This is a genomic window from Microbacterium sp. STRO-1N, assembly GCF_057748015.1.
Window position 1 is genome coordinate 779,208 of sequence record NZ_CM173234.1, and the last position, 19,056, is coordinate 798,263.

The 19,056-nt window shown below is 68.7% G+C and carries 15 protein-coding genes; 10 read left to right on the forward strand and 5 right to left on the reverse strand.

Annotation, left to right across the window (positions count from 1 at the left end; translation table 11 throughout):
• Positions 1 to 8: 8 nt before the first annotated feature.
• Positions 9 to 2,600: a family 78 glycoside hydrolase catalytic domain gene (locus AC3ANJ_RS03620; protein WP_488318269.1), complete on the reverse strand. Its 2,592-nt coding sequence runs from the start codon at positions 2,598 to 2,600 to the stop codon at positions 9 to 11.
• A 95-nt stretch (positions 2,601 to 2,695) separates the two neighbouring features.
• Between AC3ANJ_RS03620 and AC3ANJ_RS03625 the strand changes: the two genes are divergently transcribed.
• Positions 2,696 to 3,529, forward strand: a complete 834-nt coding sequence (locus tag AC3ANJ_RS03625) for an NAD-dependent epimerase/dehydratase family protein (protein WP_488318270.1) — start codon at positions 2,696 to 2,698, stop codon at positions 3,527 to 3,529.
• Complete coding sequence (locus AC3ANJ_RS03630; protein ID WP_488318271.1) at positions 3,526 to 4,539, forward strand: LacI family DNA-binding transcriptional regulator; 1,014 nt, start codon at positions 3,526 to 3,528, stop codon at positions 4,537 to 4,539. The genes AC3ANJ_RS03625 and AC3ANJ_RS03630 overlap by 4 nt, the downstream gene beginning before the upstream one ends.
• A 4-nt stretch (positions 4,540 to 4,543) precedes the next feature.
• Here AC3ANJ_RS03630 and AC3ANJ_RS03635 read toward each other — a convergent pair whose 3' ends face one another.
• Both AC3ANJ_RS03635 and AC3ANJ_RS03640 read right to left on the reverse strand, forming a co-directional pair.
• Complete coding sequence (locus AC3ANJ_RS03635; RefSeq protein ID WP_488318272.1) at positions 4,544 to 5,557, reverse strand: glycoside hydrolase family protein; 1,014 nt, start codon at positions 5,555 to 5,557, stop codon at positions 4,544 to 4,546.
• Between the two features lie 2 nt (positions 5,558 to 5,559).
• Positions 5,560 to 7,680 carry a hypothetical protein gene (locus AC3ANJ_RS03640; RefSeq protein ID WP_488318273.1) on the reverse strand — a complete coding sequence of 707 codons (2,121 nt, stop codon included), beginning with the start codon at positions 7,678 to 7,680 and terminating at the stop codon, positions 5,560 to 5,562.
• Between the two features lie 104 nt (positions 7,681 to 7,784).
• Between AC3ANJ_RS03640 and AC3ANJ_RS03645 the strand changes: the two genes are divergently transcribed.
• From AC3ANJ_RS03645 to AC3ANJ_RS03675, 7 genes are all read left to right on the forward strand, one after another.
• Entirely contained in the window at positions 7,785 to 9,299 is a 1,515-nt protein-coding gene (locus AC3ANJ_RS03645) for an apiosidase-like domain-containing protein (RefSeq protein WP_488318274.1), read from the forward strand.
• 1 nt (position 9,300) lies between these two features.
• On the forward strand, positions 9,301 to 11,439 hold the full coding sequence (locus AC3ANJ_RS03650) for a beta-galactosidase (protein ID WP_488318275.1): 2,139 nt from the start codon (positions 9,301 to 9,303) through the stop codon (positions 11,437 to 11,439).
• 128 nt (positions 11,440 to 11,567) lie between these two features.
• Positions 11,568 to 12,209, forward strand: a complete 642-nt coding sequence (locus tag AC3ANJ_RS03655; protein WP_488318276.1) for a DUF2291 family protein — start codon at positions 11,568 to 11,570, stop codon at positions 12,207 to 12,209.
• Complete coding sequence (locus AC3ANJ_RS03660) at positions 12,206 to 13,774, forward strand: sugar ABC transporter ATP-binding protein (RefSeq protein WP_488318277.1); 1,569 nt, start codon at positions 12,206 to 12,208, stop codon at positions 13,772 to 13,774. Before AC3ANJ_RS03655 ends, AC3ANJ_RS03660 begins: the two co-directional genes overlap by 4 nt.
• Positions 13,771 to 14,871, forward strand: coding sequence for an ABC transporter permease (locus tag AC3ANJ_RS03665; protein ID WP_488318278.1), 1,101 nt, complete (start codon positions 13,771 to 13,773; stop codon positions 14,869 to 14,871). The genes AC3ANJ_RS03660 and AC3ANJ_RS03665 overlap by 4 nt, the downstream gene beginning before the upstream one ends.
• A 47-nt stretch (positions 14,872 to 14,918) precedes the next feature.
• The gene (locus AC3ANJ_RS03670; RefSeq protein WP_406246810.1) at positions 14,919 to 15,908 is read left to right on the forward strand and encodes a D-ribose ABC transporter substrate-binding protein; all 990 of its coding nucleotides are present in this window, start codon (positions 14,919 to 14,921) and stop codon (positions 15,906 to 15,908) included.
• Between the two features lie 93 nt (positions 15,909 to 16,001).
• A complete protein-coding gene (locus AC3ANJ_RS03675; RefSeq protein ID WP_488318279.1) occupies positions 16,002 to 16,625 on the forward strand; it encodes a DUF1349 domain-containing protein in 624 nt (207 codons plus the stop codon).
• A gap of 61 nt (positions 16,626 to 16,686) precedes the next feature.
• Here AC3ANJ_RS03675 and AC3ANJ_RS03680 read toward each other — a convergent pair whose 3' ends face one another.
• Both AC3ANJ_RS03680 and AC3ANJ_RS03685 read right to left on the reverse strand, forming a co-directional pair.
• The gene (locus AC3ANJ_RS03680; protein ID WP_488318280.1) at positions 16,687 to 17,091 is read right to left on the reverse strand and encodes a carboxymuconolactone decarboxylase family protein; all 405 of its coding nucleotides are present in this window, start codon (positions 17,089 to 17,091) and stop codon (positions 16,687 to 16,689) included.
• Positions 17,088 to 17,486 carry a MerR family transcriptional regulator gene (locus AC3ANJ_RS03685; RefSeq protein ID WP_488318281.1) on the reverse strand — a complete coding sequence of 133 codons (399 nt, stop codon included), beginning with the start codon at positions 17,484 to 17,486 and terminating at the stop codon, positions 17,088 to 17,090. Before AC3ANJ_RS03685 ends, AC3ANJ_RS03680 begins: the two co-directional genes overlap by 4 nt.
• 191 nt (positions 17,487 to 17,677) lie before the next feature.
• Between AC3ANJ_RS03685 and AC3ANJ_RS03690 the strand changes: the two genes are divergently transcribed.
• Positions 17,678 to 18,976 carry an HNH endonuclease signature motif containing protein gene (locus tag AC3ANJ_RS03690; RefSeq protein WP_488318282.1) on the forward strand — a complete coding sequence of 433 codons (1,299 nt, stop codon included), beginning with the start codon at positions 17,678 to 17,680 and terminating at the stop codon, positions 18,974 to 18,976.
• The last annotated feature ends 80 nt before the right edge of the window (positions 18,977 to 19,056 follow it).

Below are 19,056 nucleotides of genomic sequence, written 5' to 3' on the forward strand. Positions count from 1 at the left end.
AGCCCCGGTCAGGGGAGGGTGATCGTGCGGGTGTGCGTCCCCGCTCCGATGATCTCCTCGTCACTGCCCGGCAGGTCGATGACGGCATCCGCACCGATCGGAACCCGCATGTCTACGTGCAGTTGATCGTCCTCGATCCGCCACGCGATCGATACCTCGCCGTACGCGGTGACCTGGCGCGCGGATGCCGAGGTGAGCCCGCCGCCCGGCCGCGGTGCGAAGCGGATGCGGCGGTAACCGGGACTCTCCGGAGAGAGGCCCGCGACGACGCGATGCATCCAGTCGGCGACCGCGCCGAGGGCGTAGTGGTTGAACGAGGTCATCTGCCCCGGGTTCACGGTGCCGTCCGGCAGCAGCGAGTCCCAGCGCTCCCATACCGTCGTCGCGCCCTGCTCGACCTGATAGAGCCAGGACGGGCATTCGCGCTCGAGCAGCAGGTCGTACGCAGCGTCCAGCTGGCCGTCGCTACTGAGGGCATCCGAGACGAGCGGCGTGCCGACGAATCCGGTCGCGATGCGATTGCCCGCTTCGCGCACGAGGTGCGCCAGACGGGTCGCCGCGGCATCCCGAAGCTCCGGATCCGTGAGGAGATCGAAGCGCAGGCCGAGTGCGTACGCGGTCTGCGCGTCGCTGGTCATCGTGCCGTCGGCGTTGACGTAAGTCGTGAGGAAAGCCGCAGCCACCTCATCGGCGAGTGCGTCGTAGTGCACGCGCTCGGCTTCGAGCCCGAGCACCTCGGCCATCCGTGCCACGGTGCGCGCCGACTTCGCGAAGTACGCCGTCGCGACGAGGTAGCGGTCGGTGAGTGCGTCGGCCGGATCCTCCGGCGGCGCGGCCGGGTCGAGCCAGTCGCCGAGCTGGAAGCCGGTATCCCACAGGCGAGATGAGCCGGCCAGTCGCTCGAGCAGATCGACCCAGCGGTGCGCGCTGTCGAACTGGGCGCGCAGCACGCCGACGTCGCCGAACCGCTCGTAGAGCGTCCAGGGCAGGAGGGTCGCGACATCGCCCCAGGCGGCGCCCGGACGGATCGGTGTCCACTTGTCGACCGCGGGGATCACCGGGACGTACCAGGGCACCGTGCCATCGGGCAGCTGCTCGATCGCGACGTCCTGGAGCCATCCGGAGAGCATCCCCGACACGTCGAAGAGCGTCGCGGCGGTCGGGCCGAACACCTGGATGTCGCCCGTCCACCCGATCCGCTCGTCGCGCTGCGGGCAGTCGGTCGGGATGTCGACGAAGTTGCCGCGCATGCCCCACACGACGTTCTCGTGCAGGCGGTTCAGCGCCGGATCGGAGGACTCGAACCAACCGGTGCGTTCCAGATCGGTATGAAGCACGCGGGCAATGAGGGCGCCGGCCGCGGCATCCGCATCCAGGTCGCCCGGCCAGCCGGTCACCTCGACGTAGCGGAACCCGTGGAACGTGAACCGCGGCTCCCACTCCTCGACGTCTCGGCCGGCGAGCGTGTAGTTGTCGCTCGAGCGCGCCGCGCGCAGGGGGCGGGTGTAGATCTCGCCGTCCTGCAGGACCTCGGCCGTCCGCAGCGTGACGGTCGTCCCCGCTTCGCCGGAGACGCGGATGCGGACGCGTCCGACGAGGTTCTGTCCGAAGTCCAGGATGCGGGATCCGCTCGGACCTGTGAGCACCTCGATGGGCCGCAGCTCCTGCGTCGCCCGTACCGGTGGTGCGGTGGGGGCGACCAGAGTCGCGGTGTCGCGGTGGCGCTCCTGCACGCCCTCCCAGGCGGAGTCGTCGAACCGGGGCGAGGACCAGCCCTGCTGCTCTTCGCGGGCGTCGTAGTCCTCGCCGTCGTACAGACCGCTCGCGATGATCGGGCTCGGCGCGGAGCGCCAGGTGCCGTCGGTCGCCACGACCTCGCGCGAACCGTCGGCGTAGGTGAGCTCGAGCTGGCCGAGGAAGGACTGATCTGTTCCGTAGATGTTGCGGAATCCGCCGCGCCACCCGAGGCGCCCGCGGTACCAGCCGTCGCCGAGCCAGGCGCCGATCGCGTTGGCGCCAGGGGACAGGACCGCCGTGACGTCGTAGGTGTAGTACCTGAGCCGCGCGCCGTAGACCGTCCAACCGGGGGAGAGCGCGTCGTTGCCCACCCTGGTGCCGTTGACCTCGGCCTCGTAGACCCCGTGCGCGGTCGCGTACAGGCGGGCGCGGACCAGACCGTCGCGCACGTCGAACGCCTTCCGCACGAGCGACGGCCGCCGCTCGTCGGAGTGCGGATTCTCATTGCGGATCGCGCCGATGGGCCGGGCGATCCAGTCCTCCGGGGCGAGCAGGCCCGTCTCGAGGGTCGTTGTCCCGGATGCGTCGGACCACGTTCCGTCCTCGCCCCGGACGGCGACCGAGACCGAGGCGATCTCGCGGGATGTCAGAGGCTCCGCAGGCCATGCGGTCAGCAACTGCTCCGGGCTTTCGATCTCGTAGGAGCGACGGATGCCGTCGCGGTCGACGTCCACCCGGTAGGCGCTCTGCCGCCACCCCTCTGGAGCGGCGGAGATGCGCCAGGACAACCTCGGCATCCGCTCGCCGATGCCGAACGGCTCACGGTGGTGCTCGATGCGGGGTGCGTCGACGATGACGGCCATTCCGGTCCTCCAGAGGGTGCGTGTACAGTGAGTGTGGCATCCATTTCGAAACGTTTCAAGTTTCCGGAACGGAGCCACGAACAGGAGGGCACGGCATGCGGATCGGTGTCACGGGAAGCGGTGGGAAGCTCGGCAGGGCGACGGTCGAACGGCTGCGCGCCGACGGGCACGACGTGGTCGGATTCGATCTCGCAGGCACCGCGGGCGCGGGCTTCACCCGCGTCGACCTCACTGATTTCGGCCAGGTGCTGGATGCCTTCGGGGCGGTCACCGCCCGGCACGACGGCCTCGATGCTCTGGTGCACCTGGCCGCGATCCCGGTCAACGGCCTGGTACCGGATGCCGCGACATTCCAGAACAACATGACCGTGTCGTTCAACGCGCTCTTCGCCGCCCACCGAGTCGGCATCCGTCGGATCGTGCTCGCGTCGAGCATCACCGCGATGGGCTTCCCCTTCCACGAGGCGCCGCCGTCGCTCCCGGTCGATGAGACGTACACGAGCGCGAACAACACGTACGGCCTGGGCAAGGTCGCTGAGGAGGCGATCGCCGCGCAACTGGTGCGCTGGCATCCGGATGCGTCGATCACCGCTCTGCGCTTCACCAACGTCGTGGCCGAAGGCGAGTACGTCACGTTCGAACGCGCTGGCGAGCCGGACTACCGCCGTGATCTGCTCGGGTCATGGGTCGACGCGCGGGATGGCGCCCTCGCGGTCGCCCTGGCGCTGGAAGCCGCGCAGCCCGGCTTCGAGGTCTACAACGTCGCCGCCCCTGATTCGGGGTGCGCGTCGCCTTCTCGCGAACTGGCCGCCCGCTGGTTCCCCGGCACTCCGGTCGCGGATGACCTCGGCGAGTTCGAATCCCTGATGTCCACGCGTCGGATCCGCGAGCGGCTTGGGTTCCGTGCCGCCTATGATTGGCGCTCATGACGCCAGCGGGGATTCGAGAGGTCGCAGCGCATGCGGGCGTGTCCGTCGGCACCGTCTCCAACTTCCTGAACCATCCCGATCGGCTGTCGAAGGCGATGGCCACGCGTGTCACCGAAGCCATCGACGCAGTCGGATTCGTCCCCAGCAATGCGGCCCGCCAGTTGCGAATGGGAGTCAGCTCGGTGATCGGCTACCTCGCATCCGACATCGGCAACCCGCACTTCGGTGAGATCGCCACCAGTGTGCAGGTGAGGGCGACGGAACTCGGGCTGTCCGTCTTCATCGCGGACGCGCAGGAGGATCCGCGCCAGGAGGATGCGTATCTGGACGCATTCGCCCAGCATCACGTCCGCGGGCTGCTGGTCGCGTCTCATCATCCGGTCGAGGACAGGCTCGCCCTGCTGCGCAGACGAGGGACGCCCTCCGTGCTCGTCGGGCAACGCGCGGCCTCGGCCGAGCAGCCTTCGGTCTCGGTGAACGAGATCTCCGGCGGACGCCAGGCCATCGAGCATCTGGTCGAGGCCGGATGCCGCACGATCGCTTTCGTCGGCGGACCGGCGCAGATCGTCCAGGTCGCGGCTCGTCGGGCCGGAGCGGATGCCGCGGCGGAGGCGCACGGCGTCGGATTGACCGAGATCGTCGTGGCCGAACGGTCGGTGGCCGCCGGTCGCGAGGCCGGAGCGGTGATCGCGGAGATGTCCGCGGGCGACCGCCCGGACGGCGTCTTCGCGGTCAACGACCTGCTGGCCCTTGGCATCCTTCAGGAACTGATCGGGCGCGGTGTGCGCGTCCCCGAGGACCTCGCGCTGATCGGGTACGACGACAACGAGTTCGCCGAGGCGTCCCTCATCCCGCTGTCCAGCATCAGTCGGCGGCACCGCGACGTCGGTGAGATCGTGGTCGACGCCCTCTTCGAGACGATGGAGCAGCGCGCGCCGGCCGAACTCCACCGTGAACTCGAGCCGATGCTGGTGGCACGGCGGAGCACTCTGGGCTTCCCGCGCGCCTGATTCGTCAGTCGGCGAGCGGCGACCATGCGAGGGCGATCCCGCGCATCTCGGGCCGGAGATCCTCGCCGATCCGCACGGGTTCGTGTCGTCGCTGAACGGCGCAGTAGTAGTGCTCCAGGCGGTCGCCGGTGCGGATGACGCCCGGCTTGTGCGCGTGCCAGTCGTCGATCGAGCCCGGTGCGCCCGGCTCGATCAGCGGAACGGGATCCTTGGTCCAGCGCAGCAGATCGGGCGAGGTGGCGAGGAGGTCGACCGCGTGCCCGCCGGAGCGGAGTCCGAAGTAGAACATCGCCCAGAGTCCGTCGTCCATCCGCAGCACGCAGGGATCGGAGGCGAACCGATCGTCCGGTGCGCCAGGGCGCCCGATGGGCAGCAGCGGCTCGTCGGAGACTCTGGTCCAGCTGCTGAGATCGTCCGAGACGGCGGCGCCCGTCTGCTCGACCCAGGCGCCCGTGGCCCTGTCCTTGGCGTTGTAGAACAGCCAGAACCGGTCGTCGTGACGCATCAGCCACGACTTGTACAGGCCCCCGCGCTCCCACGTGCCGCCCTCCTCGGGGCGCAGGAGTCCGCCGGTCTCCTCCCAGTGCACGAGGTCGCGGCTGCGGACGAACCCGATGACGGCCGATCCCTCTTCGTATCCCGGTTCCGGGTAGGCGTGGAAAGTGCCGTAGTACCAGCCGTCGATCTCCTGCAGCTCGCCGGTGCCGAAGAGGTCGGGATCGCGCAGCAGGGACGTCAGGGCTGCGTTGTGTCTGCGGTGCGGCGAGTCGGAGTCGCGGCGGAACACCAGCTCCGGCTCGGACCATCGTTCGCCGTCGTGCCAGGCCAGTCCGGTCTGGTACCCGCGACCGTCCCAGCCGACCATCGTCATACCGAGACGTCCGTCCGCCCGGAACGGGAACGGGCAGTCGACGCCGTGGCTGCGCCAATCACCGGGGAGCAGCGAGGGGGCGAAGACGAGCTCGGGCTCTTTGACCGTGGGGCGGAGCCGGGACAGCGGGTCGGCGGATGCGGTCATGATCACGTCTCCGACGCGTCGACGCGTCCTGGGCGACCAGGGAAGCCTTCAGCGCGCAGGCGCCACCCGTCGGGGAGGTCGGTGCGCGGTCGTCCGTCGTCGTCGGTGGCGAGCATCGCCACCGCAGCGAGCAGGCCGCCGTTGCCGGGGAGATACAGCGGGAGACGGTTGGGCACCTGGAAGTTGTGCCCATTGGAGAGGTGGCGATTGCGAGGAAGGGGGCGCAGCAGGGAATCGAACGCGACGTCGAGGCGTCCGAGCCGCGTGGCGCACATCGCGATCAGCGGGTAGTCCCAGCCCCAGGTGGCGTTCCAGTCCCACTCGTCGAGCACCATGTCGAGCGTGCGCGACATGGTCGGGGCGTCGACGAGCGGCGTCGGCGGCACGAAGCCGAATGCTCCGAGGAGGGAAGGGTGATCGATCAGCGAGGTGTCGCCGCGGACGGCCTCATAGCGGCCCTCCGCGGAGACCGGCAGCGGCGCGATCGCGTCGATGGCGTGCTGCCAGTGCGTCGGAACGTCGGCGCCTCGCCGTCGTCGCCACTCGGATGCCGTGGTGAGCCCCCACCACACGTAGGCCAGCTCGAACGTCGGATCCCACGTCGTCGCGGCGTCGTAGCGCTCCTGCGCCGGCATGATCGGAGGGGCCAGGTGGGCCGTGCCCTCCTCCCACCAGAGCAGGGCGGCGAGGAACTCCGCGGTCTCGTCCACGAGGTCCGCGTACTGCTCGAGCACACCGGGGTCGTCGTCGTTCGCGCGGTACACGAGCTCGGCGTAGGAGATCGGATGGGGCTGCTGCCAGACCAGGAGCGGGCCGATCTCGTTCGGGCTCTCGATCCCCTCCGGACCGACGTGCTTGGGCCAGCGCGCCCCAGGGTACCCCAGCCGCGCGGCGTTGGCGCGGGCCGTGGGGAGGATCTCGCGGTACCAGGCCAGGCTGCGCTCGAGAAGGGCAGGCCGGCCCCAGAGCGCGAAATGCGCGGCATGCCACCAGTGCATCTCCAAGTGGAACGTGCCGCCCCAGGAGTTGCACACCAGCCCGCTCTCCTGGGGAGGCAGGGAGCCGGCGCACTGGATGGCTGTGAGGTACTGGGACAGGATGATGCGCCGCTCGAGTTCCGCCGCGCGCTGATCGGTCGATCCGTCGAGATCGATGAAGGCGCCCGTCGTCCAGTGCGCCTCCCAGTGCGCGGCGGCGGCATCGAACACGTCCCGTGCGGACGGCAGCGGCGCGGTGGATTCCGTCGGCGTGAACTCGACCACGAGTTCGATCCGGTCGGTCTCCGGCACGAGCTCGACGATGTGAGGCTCCGGCACCTCGACCCGGCAGCCCCTGGCGCGCAGCCGCACCGAATAGGATGCGGCGTCGACCTGCCGCGAGATCTCGACGGTGCCATCAGGGAGGACCGTGATGACGCTCTCATGCCCGTCCGGTCGCGACCAGTCCTCGTCCGCTTCCCACGTGTCCTGAATGCTCGCGAAGGAGAGACGCACGGTGGCGGCGCCGGCGGCGAAGAGCTCGGACTGCGAGGAGACGGCGAGCAGGTCGCGCACGGGATGCACGGCGGTCGTCGTGGTGGTCCGCCTCCCCCCGACCGAGAATGCGCTGTCGAGCGTGCCGGTCCAGAGATCGAGCACCTGCTCCGTGTCGGCCAGCTGCCCCGGGTCGTCCACGACGCGCCCCGTCGTCGGGTCCGTGATCCGGAACGCGAGACGCCCGAGGTGCAGGCGCTGCGGGTTCACCCAGTAGTAGTAGCCCGCAGGTTGCTGCTCCCGTGCCTGCGCCTCCGTCAGGCGCCAGTCGTAGGCGGTCGGGTGCGTCACGATCGCGCCGTCCGGCCGCGCGAACGGCTCCATCGTGTCCTCGAGGGTCACACCATCGGGGTTCGGCGCCCAGTGGAACGCCCACTGGGTCTGCGTTCCGAGGGGCGTCGCACTGCGGTCAGCGGCGCGCGCGGCCGCCCGGCTGTGCCAGTCGGCGAAGGTCTGCAGGCCGGTCGCATCCGCGGTGAAGGCGAACTCGCCGTTGCCGACGCTCAACGGCGCTTCGGCGTCGATCTCGGTGCGGCGGATGCGGTGGCGTGCGATGACCGCTCGGCGGTCGATGGCGTCTTGGATCTTCATGGCATCCCATCCCGTTGTGGATGCATATGCATTCACTGCAACAAGATTATGCACAAGTTTGATAACGTTTCAACTGGTTGCCGGGTTTCACCTAGTGTCGGAGGATGACGACGATGTCCCATGAGCTGCATCTCCCTGTCGAGCTCGTCTTCGAGGGGAGCGAAAGGCTGCCCGTCGCGGCAGGCGCGCCGCTGAGCGTCCGCTTCCGGCTGGCCGGCTCCGAGGACGTCACAGTGCCCGGCTTCTGGGACGGCGGCACCACCTATCGTGCGCGATTCGCCCCTCCGACCGAAGGCGAGTGGACCTGGGAGGTCGTGGATGCCCAGACTCCGGTGGATGTCGGATCCGGATCGTTCAGCGTCACCCGCGGCACCTCGCACGGCCCCGTGCGCGTCGCGCACCGCTTCCACTTCGCGCACGCCGACGGCACGCCGTTCCGTCCGGTCGGTGCGACGGCGTACAACTGGCTGCACCAGGACGAGCCGCTGTTCTCCCAGACCGTGGACGCGATCGCGGAGGCCGGATTCAACAAGTTCCGCTTCATGGTCTTCCCGCAGGGCGGCGGGTACGTCGAGCACGAGCCGACGCTGATGCCGTTCGAGAGGACCGACGGCCGCTGGGACGTCGCGCGGCCCGTGCCGGAGTTCTTCCAGCACCTCGACCGTGCCGTCGAGGTGCTCGGTGCGCGCGGAATCCAGGCCGACGTCCTGATCTACAACGCGTACGACCGCGGGCAGTTCGGGCTGAACGAGCTCACCGAGGAGGAGGACGCCGTCTACCTGCGCTACCTCGTCGCACGACTGGCCGCGTACCCGCACGTGTGGTGGTCGCTGTGCAACGAGTTCGACCAGCTCGAGCGCCCCGACGAACGATGGGACCGCACGGGCGAACTGCTCGCCGAGATCGACCCCGGCGATCACCTCCGCTCCATCCACAACTGGATCGAGCTGTACGACAACAGTCAGCCGTGGGTCACGCATGCATCGGTGCAGAACGGCTCGGCCACCACGGACTTCGGGCGAGCGAACCTCTACCGCGACGTGTGGGGCAAGCCGGTCGTCCTCGACGAGATCAAATACGAGGGCGATATTCCCGAGCGGTGGGGGAACCTGAATGCGCGCGAACTCGTCGACCAGTTCTGGATCACCACGGTCGCCGGATGCTACGCCTCGCACGGAGAGAGCTTCCTCACCGAGACCGGCAGCCTCCACATGGTCGAGGGCGGACCGCTCCAGGGGGAGTCGCCGGCGCGGCTGGCGTTCCTGCGCGGGATCCTCGAGGAGATCGACGGACCAGGGCTCGATCCGATCGACAAGTGGGACGATCCGGCATACGTCGCCGGTGTTCCGCGGCAGGAGTACGTCCAGTACCTCGGGCGCTCGGCCCCGGCGACCTGGACGTTCCGCCTGCCGATCGGCTTCCCCGGCGAGCGACCGGAGATCGGCGACGTCTTCGAGGTCGACGTCATCGACACCTGGAACATGACCGTCACCACGGTCGACCGGCGCTTCACGCTGGATGATGTCCAGCGCAACGATGCCTACGATCGGGCATCCGCGCCGATCGCGCTCCCCGTGGGCGAGGCGATCACCCTCCGCATCCGACAGGTCGAGGCCTGACATGACTGCGGATGCCGATCGGCTGCGGGCCTGGCGCGGAGGACCCCGCCTCGGTGTTGCGTACTACAACGAATACCTTCCCGACCCGTCGCGTCTGGAGACGGACCTCCGGCTGATGGCGGATGCCGGCATCACCAGCATCCGCGTCGGCGAGTCCGTGTGGTCCACGTGGGAGCCGCAGGACGGCGTCTTCGATCTGGACTGGATGACGCCGATCCTGGACGGCGCCGCAGAGCACGGCATCGACGTGATCCTCGGAACGCCCACGTACGCGATTCCGCCATGGCTCGCGCGCAAGCATCCCGAGCTCGCCGTGGTCCGCAAGGACGGTGCCTCGGTGCCGTGGGGCGGGCGGCAGGAGGTCGACTACACGTCGGAGCTCTTCCGCGGATACGCCGAACGGGTGATCAGAGCGGTGCTCGGCGCGCACGGCCGGCATCCGGCGGTCGTCGGCATCCAGCTCGACAACGAAGCAGGGCTCCACCTGATCCACAACGACCACGTCGTCGCACGATTCCGGGAGCGGGTGGCGGAGCAGTACGGCGACGTCGAGACGCTCAACCGCGAGTGGGGCCTGGCGTACTGGTCGCACCGCATCGCCGAGTGGGATGAGCTGTGGGCGCCGGGTGGCAACACGACACCGGCATACGATCTCGCCTGGCGGCGGTTCCAGGCCGAACTCACCGCGGACTTCCTCGGGTGGCAGGCCGGCATCGCCCGCGAGCTGGTCGCGGAAGACACGTTCCTCACCACCTGCATCGCGTATCAGCGCCCCGCCATGGACGATGTCGCGGTCGGCGCGCGGCTGGACATCGCCAGCGGCAATGCGTACTACCTGGCGCAGGATGCCCTCGACCTGTCCGCGAACGGCGCCGGAGGCCAGTGGTACGCCGACGATGTGCCGCAGCTCATCCTCATGGCCGACCGCATGCGGGCGACCGGACTCGACCGGCCGGAGGCGAGCGGCGGATTCCTCGTGACCGAGACCGGCGCCGCGTCGATCGGCAACGCCTGGCTCACGCGCCCACCGTACGACGGCCAGCTCGCACAGGCCGCGTGGCTTCTCGCAGCACGGGGCGCGCGGCTCGTCTCCTACTGGCACTGGCACACTCTGCACTCGGGTCACGAGGTGCACTGGGGCGGGGTGCTCGGTCACGACCTGGAGCCCGGGCGCATCTACGAGGAGATCGCCGGCATCGGACGGCAGTTCGCTCAGGCCGCCGAATGGGTGGCCGATGCGGAGCCGGACGCCGACGTCGGGATCGTGTACGCCCACGACAGCGAGTGGATGATGGCTTTCGAGCCGCCGCTCGCGGTGCCGGGGGCGGCGGCGCCGGATCGCAAGGCGTACGCCCGGATCGTCGGAGACTTCGGGCGAGCCGCGATCGATGCCGGCCTCCAAGTCGGGTACGTGAACGAGCGGCAGCTGCCGCCGGCGACCGACCTGCTCGACCGCTTCCCGGTGCTGATCGCGGCCGGGCTCATCGCGGCATCCGATCGGACGCTGGAGACGCTGGGCGAGTACGCACGGCTGGGCGGTCGGCTCATCGTCGGCCCCCGCACGGGGTACGCGGACGACCAGGGGCGGATGCGGTCCGGATCCGCACCGGCGGTGCTCAGCCCGCTCGCCGGTGTGCGGTACCAGGAATTCGCAGCGCTGGCGGAACCCGTCCCTGTCGAGGCGGACTCGGTGCGTCTCGGTACGATCTCTGGTCGGGCGCACGGCTGGATGGATGCGCTCGACGTCACGGATCAGGATGCCGAGGTGCTGCTCCGGTACCGGCATCCGCACTTCGGGAGATGGGCGGCAGCCGTGCAGCGCGAGGTCGGGGATGGCGCGATCGCCGTGGTCGGCACGCTGCTCGATCGCGCGATGCTGACCGCCCTCGTCGGTGCAGTGGCCGGTTCGTCTTCGCGCGTCGCGTGTCCGATCGACGAGCGACCGGACACCGTGACCGCGCACTCGCTGGTGGGAGAACGGGGGCGGGTGTGGATCGTGCACAACTGGTCTCCGGAGATCCGAACCGTGCGCGTGGCGCGCTCCGTGGCCTCCGTTCTGGACGACGTCGTGCACGAGGCCGGCGATGAGGTCATCCTGCACGGATGGGACGTCAGGGTGTGGAGCGAACGCGGCGCCTGAGCCGGAGTAACGATCCGATCAAGGGGTTCCGTCCCCTGATGTTCCCTGCTACCTTTTGGTCAACCGGTTGATGTATTGCGGCACCCGAGCCGCGGCATCCGACCATCTGACCTGCGAAGGAGCAGCCTATGAACGCGACGGCGCGTCGACTCAGGATCAAGGCCTGGATTCCGATCACCGTTGCCCTTCTGGCCGTGGCAGGCATCGGACTCGCCACGACGACGTACGTCTCGATCGAGGATGCCGAGGCGAGCGCGAGCGCCGGCAGCTTCGACCCCGTGACCTACGCGGACGAGAGGTTCGACAGCGAGATCGTCCCGCAGATCGAGGAGGACGCCGTCGACCTGACCACCCTGCTCGCCGACCTCGAGGCCGGCGCAGATGAGGGGGAGTTCGGGTACGCGCCGGGTGCCGGCAGCTCGTACAGCTTCCCCGTCACCTTCACGGCGACGGCCGGTGCGCAGAACGGATCGATCTTGCCGGTGACGGTCGAGGGGGTGCCGCCCGAGACGACTGTGCAGCTGCAGGTCGGCCCGGCGGTCAACGGCACCGCGCTGCGTGACGTCACCGGCACGGTCTCGTTCAACGACTTCACGAATCAGCTCGAGTTCCAGGAGGTCGCCACCGAGTTCAACAACCGTGTCCGCGACGGCGTGCTCGCCGAGGTCGGCCCGATCGCCGAGGGGCAGACGATCACGGTGACGGGCGCCTTCACGCGCGTCAACCCGGCCCTGGTCTCTGTCGTCCCGGTCGCGATCGAGGTCGAATGATGGCGCCGCTGGTCGACGACATCGTGAACGACACGATCGTCATGCGCGCCAGGGGGATCTCCAAGGTCTACGGGGCGACGCATGCGCTGAAGGGCGTGGACTTCGACATCCGCTCCGGCGCCGTCACGGTGTTGTTCGGAGAGAACGGCGCAGGCAAGTCGACGCTCATGAAGATCCTCTCCGGCGTCGAGACGCCGACCGCCGGCATCCTCGAGCTGCGCGGCGAGGAGATCGTCCTCGAGAACACCGTCGATGCTGCCCGTCGCGGCATCGCGATCATCCACCAGGAGCTGAGCCTGGCACCGAACCTCAGCATCAAGGACAACATCTTCATGGGTCGCGAATACACGCGCGGCGGCATCCTCGTCGACGACAGGGCCGAGACCGCGAAGACGCGAGAGCTCATGCGACGCCTCGCCGAGGACCTCGACCCGAAGACGCTGATCGGAGATCTGCGGCTCGGGCAGCAGCAGGTCGTCGAGATCGCCCGCGCTCTGGCGGGCGAGGCGCGAGTGCTCATCATGGACGAGCCGACGTCGGCCCTGAGCGGCAGTGAAGTCGAGGTGCTGTTCTCGCTGATCCGCGAGTTGACGGACGAAGGCGTCGCGATCGTCTACATCTCCCACCACCTGGAAGAAGCGCTGGAGATCGCCGACCACGCCGTCGTCTTCCGCGACGGTGCCCTCGTCGCCACGGGCGACCGCGCCGATATCGATCTGAACTGGGTCATCTCGAACATGGTCGGCCGTGCTGCGGACGACCTGGCACCCGACCTGCTCGACGAGTTCGGCGCTGTCGCGCTGTCGTTGAAGGGCGTGACGGTCGCCGACCCGGCCAATCCCAGCCGGCTCGCGGTCGACACCTTCGACCTCGAGGTGCGCGAAGGCGAGATCGTTTGTCTGTACGGGCTCATGGGCGCCGGGCGCACCGAGCTGCTCGAGGCACTGGCGGGGCGCTCGCCGATCCAGCGCGGCGAGGTCCTGATCCACGGCGAGCCGTTGGCGTCGCAGACGATCGGAGACCGGATCGCCTCGGGTCTCGCGCTCGTCCCGGAGGATCGTCAGCGCGACGGCCTGGTGCAGACGATGTCGGTCGGCGAGAACACCGCTCTGTCGAGCCTGCTCTCGTTCGCGCCGATGGGCTGGATCCGCTCTCGCCGCCAGCGCGAAGCGGTCGCGCGGAGCATGGCCGACGTGCGGGTGAAGGCCGCGGGCCCGAACGCGTCGATCACCTCGTTGTCCGGAGGCAACCAGCAGAAGGTCGTGATCGGCAAAACGCTCATGACCGAGCCGCGCGTGATCCTGTTGGACGAGCCGTCCCGCGGTATCGACGTCGGAGCCAAGGCCGAGATCTTCGCGCTCATGGCGCGCGAGGCGCGCCGAGGGCTCGCCGTGCTCTTCGCGACCAGTGAGGTGGGAGAGGCGCTCGGCGTCTCCAACCGCGTCATCGTGATGTCGAAGGGCCGGATCGTCGGCGAATTCGACCCCAAGAACTCCACCCGCGAGGACCTCATGGTCGCCTCCGGGGAATCGCACACCGACGAAGCCGCAGGGAGCGCGCAATGACCACCGAGAACACCGCCGTCAGGCGGAACCGCCTGCAGAACGTCGACATCGGCTCGCTGCTGCTCGAGGGCCGCGCGTTCATCGCGCTGATCGTGCTGATCATCATCTTCGCGCTGCTGTCGGACTCGTTCCTCACCTTCAGCAACCTCGTCACGATGACCAAGCACGTCGCGTACAACGGCATCCTGGCTCTCGGGATGCTGTTCGTGATCCTCAAGGGCGGCATCGACCTGTCCGTCGGGTCGACGGTCGGCCTGTCGGGTGTGGTCGCCGGAACGCTCCTGCAGGGCTGGCAGCTGACGGTGTTCGACATCGTCGCGTACCCGCAGGTCTGGTTCGTCGTGGTGGTCGCCCTCGCGGTGGGCACGTTCGTCGGCTTCATCAACGGCATCCTGGTGACGAAGTTCAACGTCGCCCCCTTCATCGCCACCCTCGGCATGCTCTACGTCGCCCGAGGGGCTGCCCTGCTCATCTCCAACGGGACGACGTATCCGAAGCTCGCCGGCACGGAGGAGCTCGGCAACCAGGGGTTCCTCCTGATCGGAGGCGGGCGCATCCTCGGCATCCCGACCGCGATCTGGATCATGGTGGTGTTCGCCCTGATCGCCTCGCTGGTGCTGCGCAAGACGCCGTTCGGACGTTGGGTGTACGCGACGGGCGGCAACGAGCGGGCGGCGGAGCTGTCCGGCGTGCCGGTGAAGAAGGTCAAGCTGCGCGTCTACATGATCAGCGGCTTCTGCGCGGCGACCACGGGCCTGATCATCTCGTCCGAACTCACCAGCGCGGCACCGCAGCTCGGCGAGACGTTCGAGCTCAACGCGATCGCGGCCGTCGTGATCGGCGGGGCGGCGCTGACGGGCGGTCGGGGCAACGTCCGCGGCGTCCTGATCGGTGCGTTCGTCATCGGCTTCCTCAGCGACGGACTCGTGCTGGTCGGCGTCTCGACGTTCTGGCAGATCGCGATCAAGGGCGCAGTGATCATCCTCGCCGTGATGCTCGACCAGGCCCAGCAGCGCATCACGCGCTCGAAGAACGCGGCGCTCGCCGCGGCGAACAAGCAGTCCTCACCCCCTCAGTCAACGCCGGCGACGGCGTGATCCCCGCTGCGACGTCAGCAGCACCACAGCACGATCGAAGGAGAATCATGCGACGCAGTATCCTCGCCGCAGCAGCGGCACTCACCCTCGTCTTCGGGCTCGCGGCGTGCAGCCCGGCCGCCGACGACGCCGGATCGGGGTCGGGTGACGGTGGCGACGGCGCCGGCGATGCCGGCGGCCTGATCGCGATCATCACGCCATCGCACGACAACCCGTTCTTCAAGGCCGAAGCGGATGCCGCAGCGGCCGAGGCCGAGAAGCTCGGCTACGAGACGTCCGTCGCCTCGCACGACGACGATCCGAACAAGCAGAGCGAGCTGATCGACGCGGCCATCAGCAAGGATGCCGTCGCGATCGTCCTCGACAACGCCGGCGCCGACGCGTCGATCGGTCCGGTGCAGAAGGCCAAGGATGCCGGCATCCCGGTGTTCCTCATCGACCGCGAGATCAACGAGACGGGCGTCGCGGCGGCGCAGATCGTCGCGAACAACGCGCAGGGGGCTGCGGCGGTCGCCGAGGAGTGGGTCGCTGCTCTTCCGGACGGCGGCAAGTACATCGAGCTGACGGGCAAGGAATCCGACACGAACGCCGGTGTGCGTTCGGAGGCTTATGCGAGCGTCATCTCGCAGTACCCGAACCTCGTCTCGGTCGCCAAGGAGACGGCGAACTGGAGCCAGGACGAGGCGTTCACGAAGATCGAGACGCTGCTGCAGCGCGACCCTGACATCCAGGGCATCATCGCGGGCAACGACACCATGGCGCTCGGCGCCGTCGCGGCGGTCGAGGCCGCCGGTCTCACCGGCAAGGTCGTCATCGCCGGATTCGACGGCAGCCCTGACGCCGTCGAGGCGATCAAGGCCGGCACGCTGCTGGCCACGGGCCTGCAGCCGGCTGTGCTGATCTCGCAGCTCGCGGTGCAGCAAGCCGACAGCTTCGTGCAGACGGGGGAGACGGGCGAGGACGAGAAGCAGTCGATCGACTGCATCGTCATCAACGCCGAGAACGCCGAGAGCTACACGCTCTTCGCGTTGGAGTGATCGGTCGGGGGACCGGAGAGAATGAGGGGCCGTCCTGCGGGACGGCCCCTCGTGGTCGTCAATCACCAGACCGATGAAAGAAAAGTAGGAGCCATGACACATCCCGATCTCGCCATCGATGCCCTGCCGCCGCTGTCATGGGTCCCCGTCGAGGGCGAAGCATCGGTCGACCCGACGACCCAGACGCTCAGCATGAGGAGTGCGGCCGGAGTCGATTGGACCAACGATGCGACCGGAGGGGCGCAGCAGCATCAGGCGGCCAGCCTGGCGTTCGTGGCACCATCCGCGCCGTTCACGCTCTCGGCCAACGTATCCGTCATCGGTGACCGCACGACCTTCGATGCCGGTGCGCTGTCCATCTGGTCGGACAAGGACCACTGGGCGAAGCTGTGCTTCGAGAACTCCCCGGACGGCGAGCCGATGGTCGTCAGTGTCGTGACGAACACCTACTCCGACGATGTCAACTCGCAGCTCGTCGCGGATGCCGGCATTCATCTGCGCCTCGCCTTCCTCGGTGACGATGCCTGGGCCTTCCACTCCTCGACGGACGGCGAGCGGTGGAACTTCGTGCGGCTGTTCAATCTCCCGGTGCAGGCCGGGACGTCGACCTACGTCGGATTCCTCAGCCAGGCGCCCTGCGGTGACCGGTGCGATGCGGTCTTCAGCGACATCCGGCTCAGCCACGCGTTGCTGAGCGATACCAGGGACGGCAGCTGACGTCCTACGCTGCTCCTGCGCGGCAGATGGGCCCGGTGATCCGGCCACGCCAGTCGCGTCCTCAGAGTATCGGCAGCAGTCCGCGCTCGTCGAAGACCTTCTTCGCGGTGAACGTCGCGTTCAGCGCCCGCGGGAAACCGCAGTACACGGCCGAGTGCAGGAGCGCCTCGACGATCTGCTGCGGTGACAGCCCGACGTTGAGCGATGCGTTGATGTGGACCTCGAGCTGCGGCTCGGCACCGCCGAGCGCTGTCAGCATCCCGAGCGTGACGAGCTGCCTGTCGCGCGGCTCGAGGTCGGGGCGGGAGTAGATCTCGCCGAATCCCCACGCCACGATCTGGTGGGCGAGTTCCGGCGACACCTCCGCGAGCGCATCGATGACCTTCGCCCCTGCGGTGCCGTCGACGGCGTCGAGGACGTCCTTGCCTCGAGCGAACTGCTGCTCTCGTTCCATGGTGTCGGTCATCGTGCGATTCCTTTCGATCGAGCGGTGATCTCTTCTTCGTAGGTCGCGATCTTCCTGGACAGAGCGTGGTCGTGCTCGCGGAGACGTGCGATCTGTTCGCGCAGGTTCTCGCGGTGCTGTTCGAGCAGGTCCAGTCGCTGTTCGATCGAGGCTGGCCCTCGCCCGCGGAGCTCGGCGTACTCGCGCATCCGCGCGATCGGCATGCCCGTTTCCCGAAGTCGCAGCAGGAACCGCACCCACTCGATATCCGCATCGGAGTAGCGGCGACGATTTCCCGCCGTCCGCGCGACCGCATGGATCAGCCCGGCCCGCTCGTAGTAACGCAGGGTGTGCGCTGACACCCCGGTCGCTGTGTTCATCTGCGCGATGGTGAGTCCTGTCTCCTCTGAGGCCATGTCTGCAGAGTAGAAGTTCGAGTGCGCTCCAAGTCAAGCGCTCCCTCGGTCTCGTCTGTTGCCCCCTTCTCGTTCGTTGAGCGACGAGCGGAGCGAGGGGCCGAAACGCGTTCATCGCTGTGGATCGTTGGCGGGGATTCGGGGGTGGTTCACCTCTTGCCAGTTTCGAACATAGATACTAAACTGGGGTGATGGATGCAGCAGCGCACGGCTCTTCTCTCCCGGTTCTCGGGCCGGCGGAGGAGATCGGTCTGCTGCTCGCGGATGCGGAGTGCTCGCAGGTGGATGCGAACCGGCAGGCGGCGTTGCAGGCGACCCGGATGCTGCGGGTGATCCAGCATGCCCGCCGGCATCCGGAACTGTATGTGGACGGGATCGAGGATGCCCGTGCGATTGAGTACGCCGAGCGGGCCGCGATCATGGACCTCGCGTTGCGGATGGCGATGTCGGAGGAGCACGTGCGCGGGCAGGTGTTCCTCGCCGAACGCGCCCAGGCGCACCTGCCGGGGCTGTGGGAGCGGGCAGTGACCGGGTTCGCGTCCCTGTACCTGGTGGGTCGGGCCGTGCACGCCCTCGGCCTGGTCGCCGCTCCCGCGGATGCGACCGCCGAGGAGCGGGCGGCCGAACGGGCGGCGTTCGCGGCGATCGACACCGCGTGCACGGACTGGTCCCCGTCGTGTTCGCCGGCGACGTTCACCCGGCGGCTCAAGCGCCTCACCGACCGGCTGCGTCCCCTCTCGCCCGAGGCGGGTCATGCCAGGGCGATGCGGGACCGGACCGTGTGGGTCGAAGACGTCGACGGGGGCATGTCCTGGTACCACGCGCTGGTGCCCACCCACGAAGCGCGGGCCGCGTTCCGACGCGCCACGTCCACCGCGAAGCACCTGTCCAAGGACGCCCGGGAGGGTCGCACCCGTGACCAGATCCGTGCGGACCTGTCCAGCGCCTGGCTGCGCGGGGCAGGCACCGACACCGCGGTCAAGACGAAAGTGTTCGTCACGATCCCCGTGCAACTGCTCACCGCCGCCCGTGACGGGAAGAAGATCGACCCCGCCGTCCAGGACGTCCTCGACGCCGAGCAGGCCGAGATCGTCGGCGGGGACACCATCGACCCGGCCACCGCGGCCCAGATCTTCACCGACACCACCGCGTTCCACCGCGTCATCACCGACCCCCTCAAGAGTGTGATCCTCGACATGGACCGCCGCACCTACCGACCCACCAAAGCGCAACGCGCCTGGCTCATCCTGAAACACCGCACCTGCTCCTGCGACGGCTGCGAACGCCTCGCCGCCGACGCCGACATCGACCACCGCCGCCCCTGGGCCACCGGCGGCACAACCAACACCGACTCCCTCGCACCCCTCTGCCCGAACCACCACACCCACCGCCACCGCACCCGAACCCACTACCGATCCCGCCCCAACGGCACCATCCAACTCACCACCCCCACCGGACACACCACCCAAGAAGACCCACCACCCTTCTGACACGTGCGTGTCCTCCGGGGCGTCGCCCTTCCCCTCGCTGGTTGAGCGCGAGCGCCAGCGAGCAGCCGAAACGTGTGTAG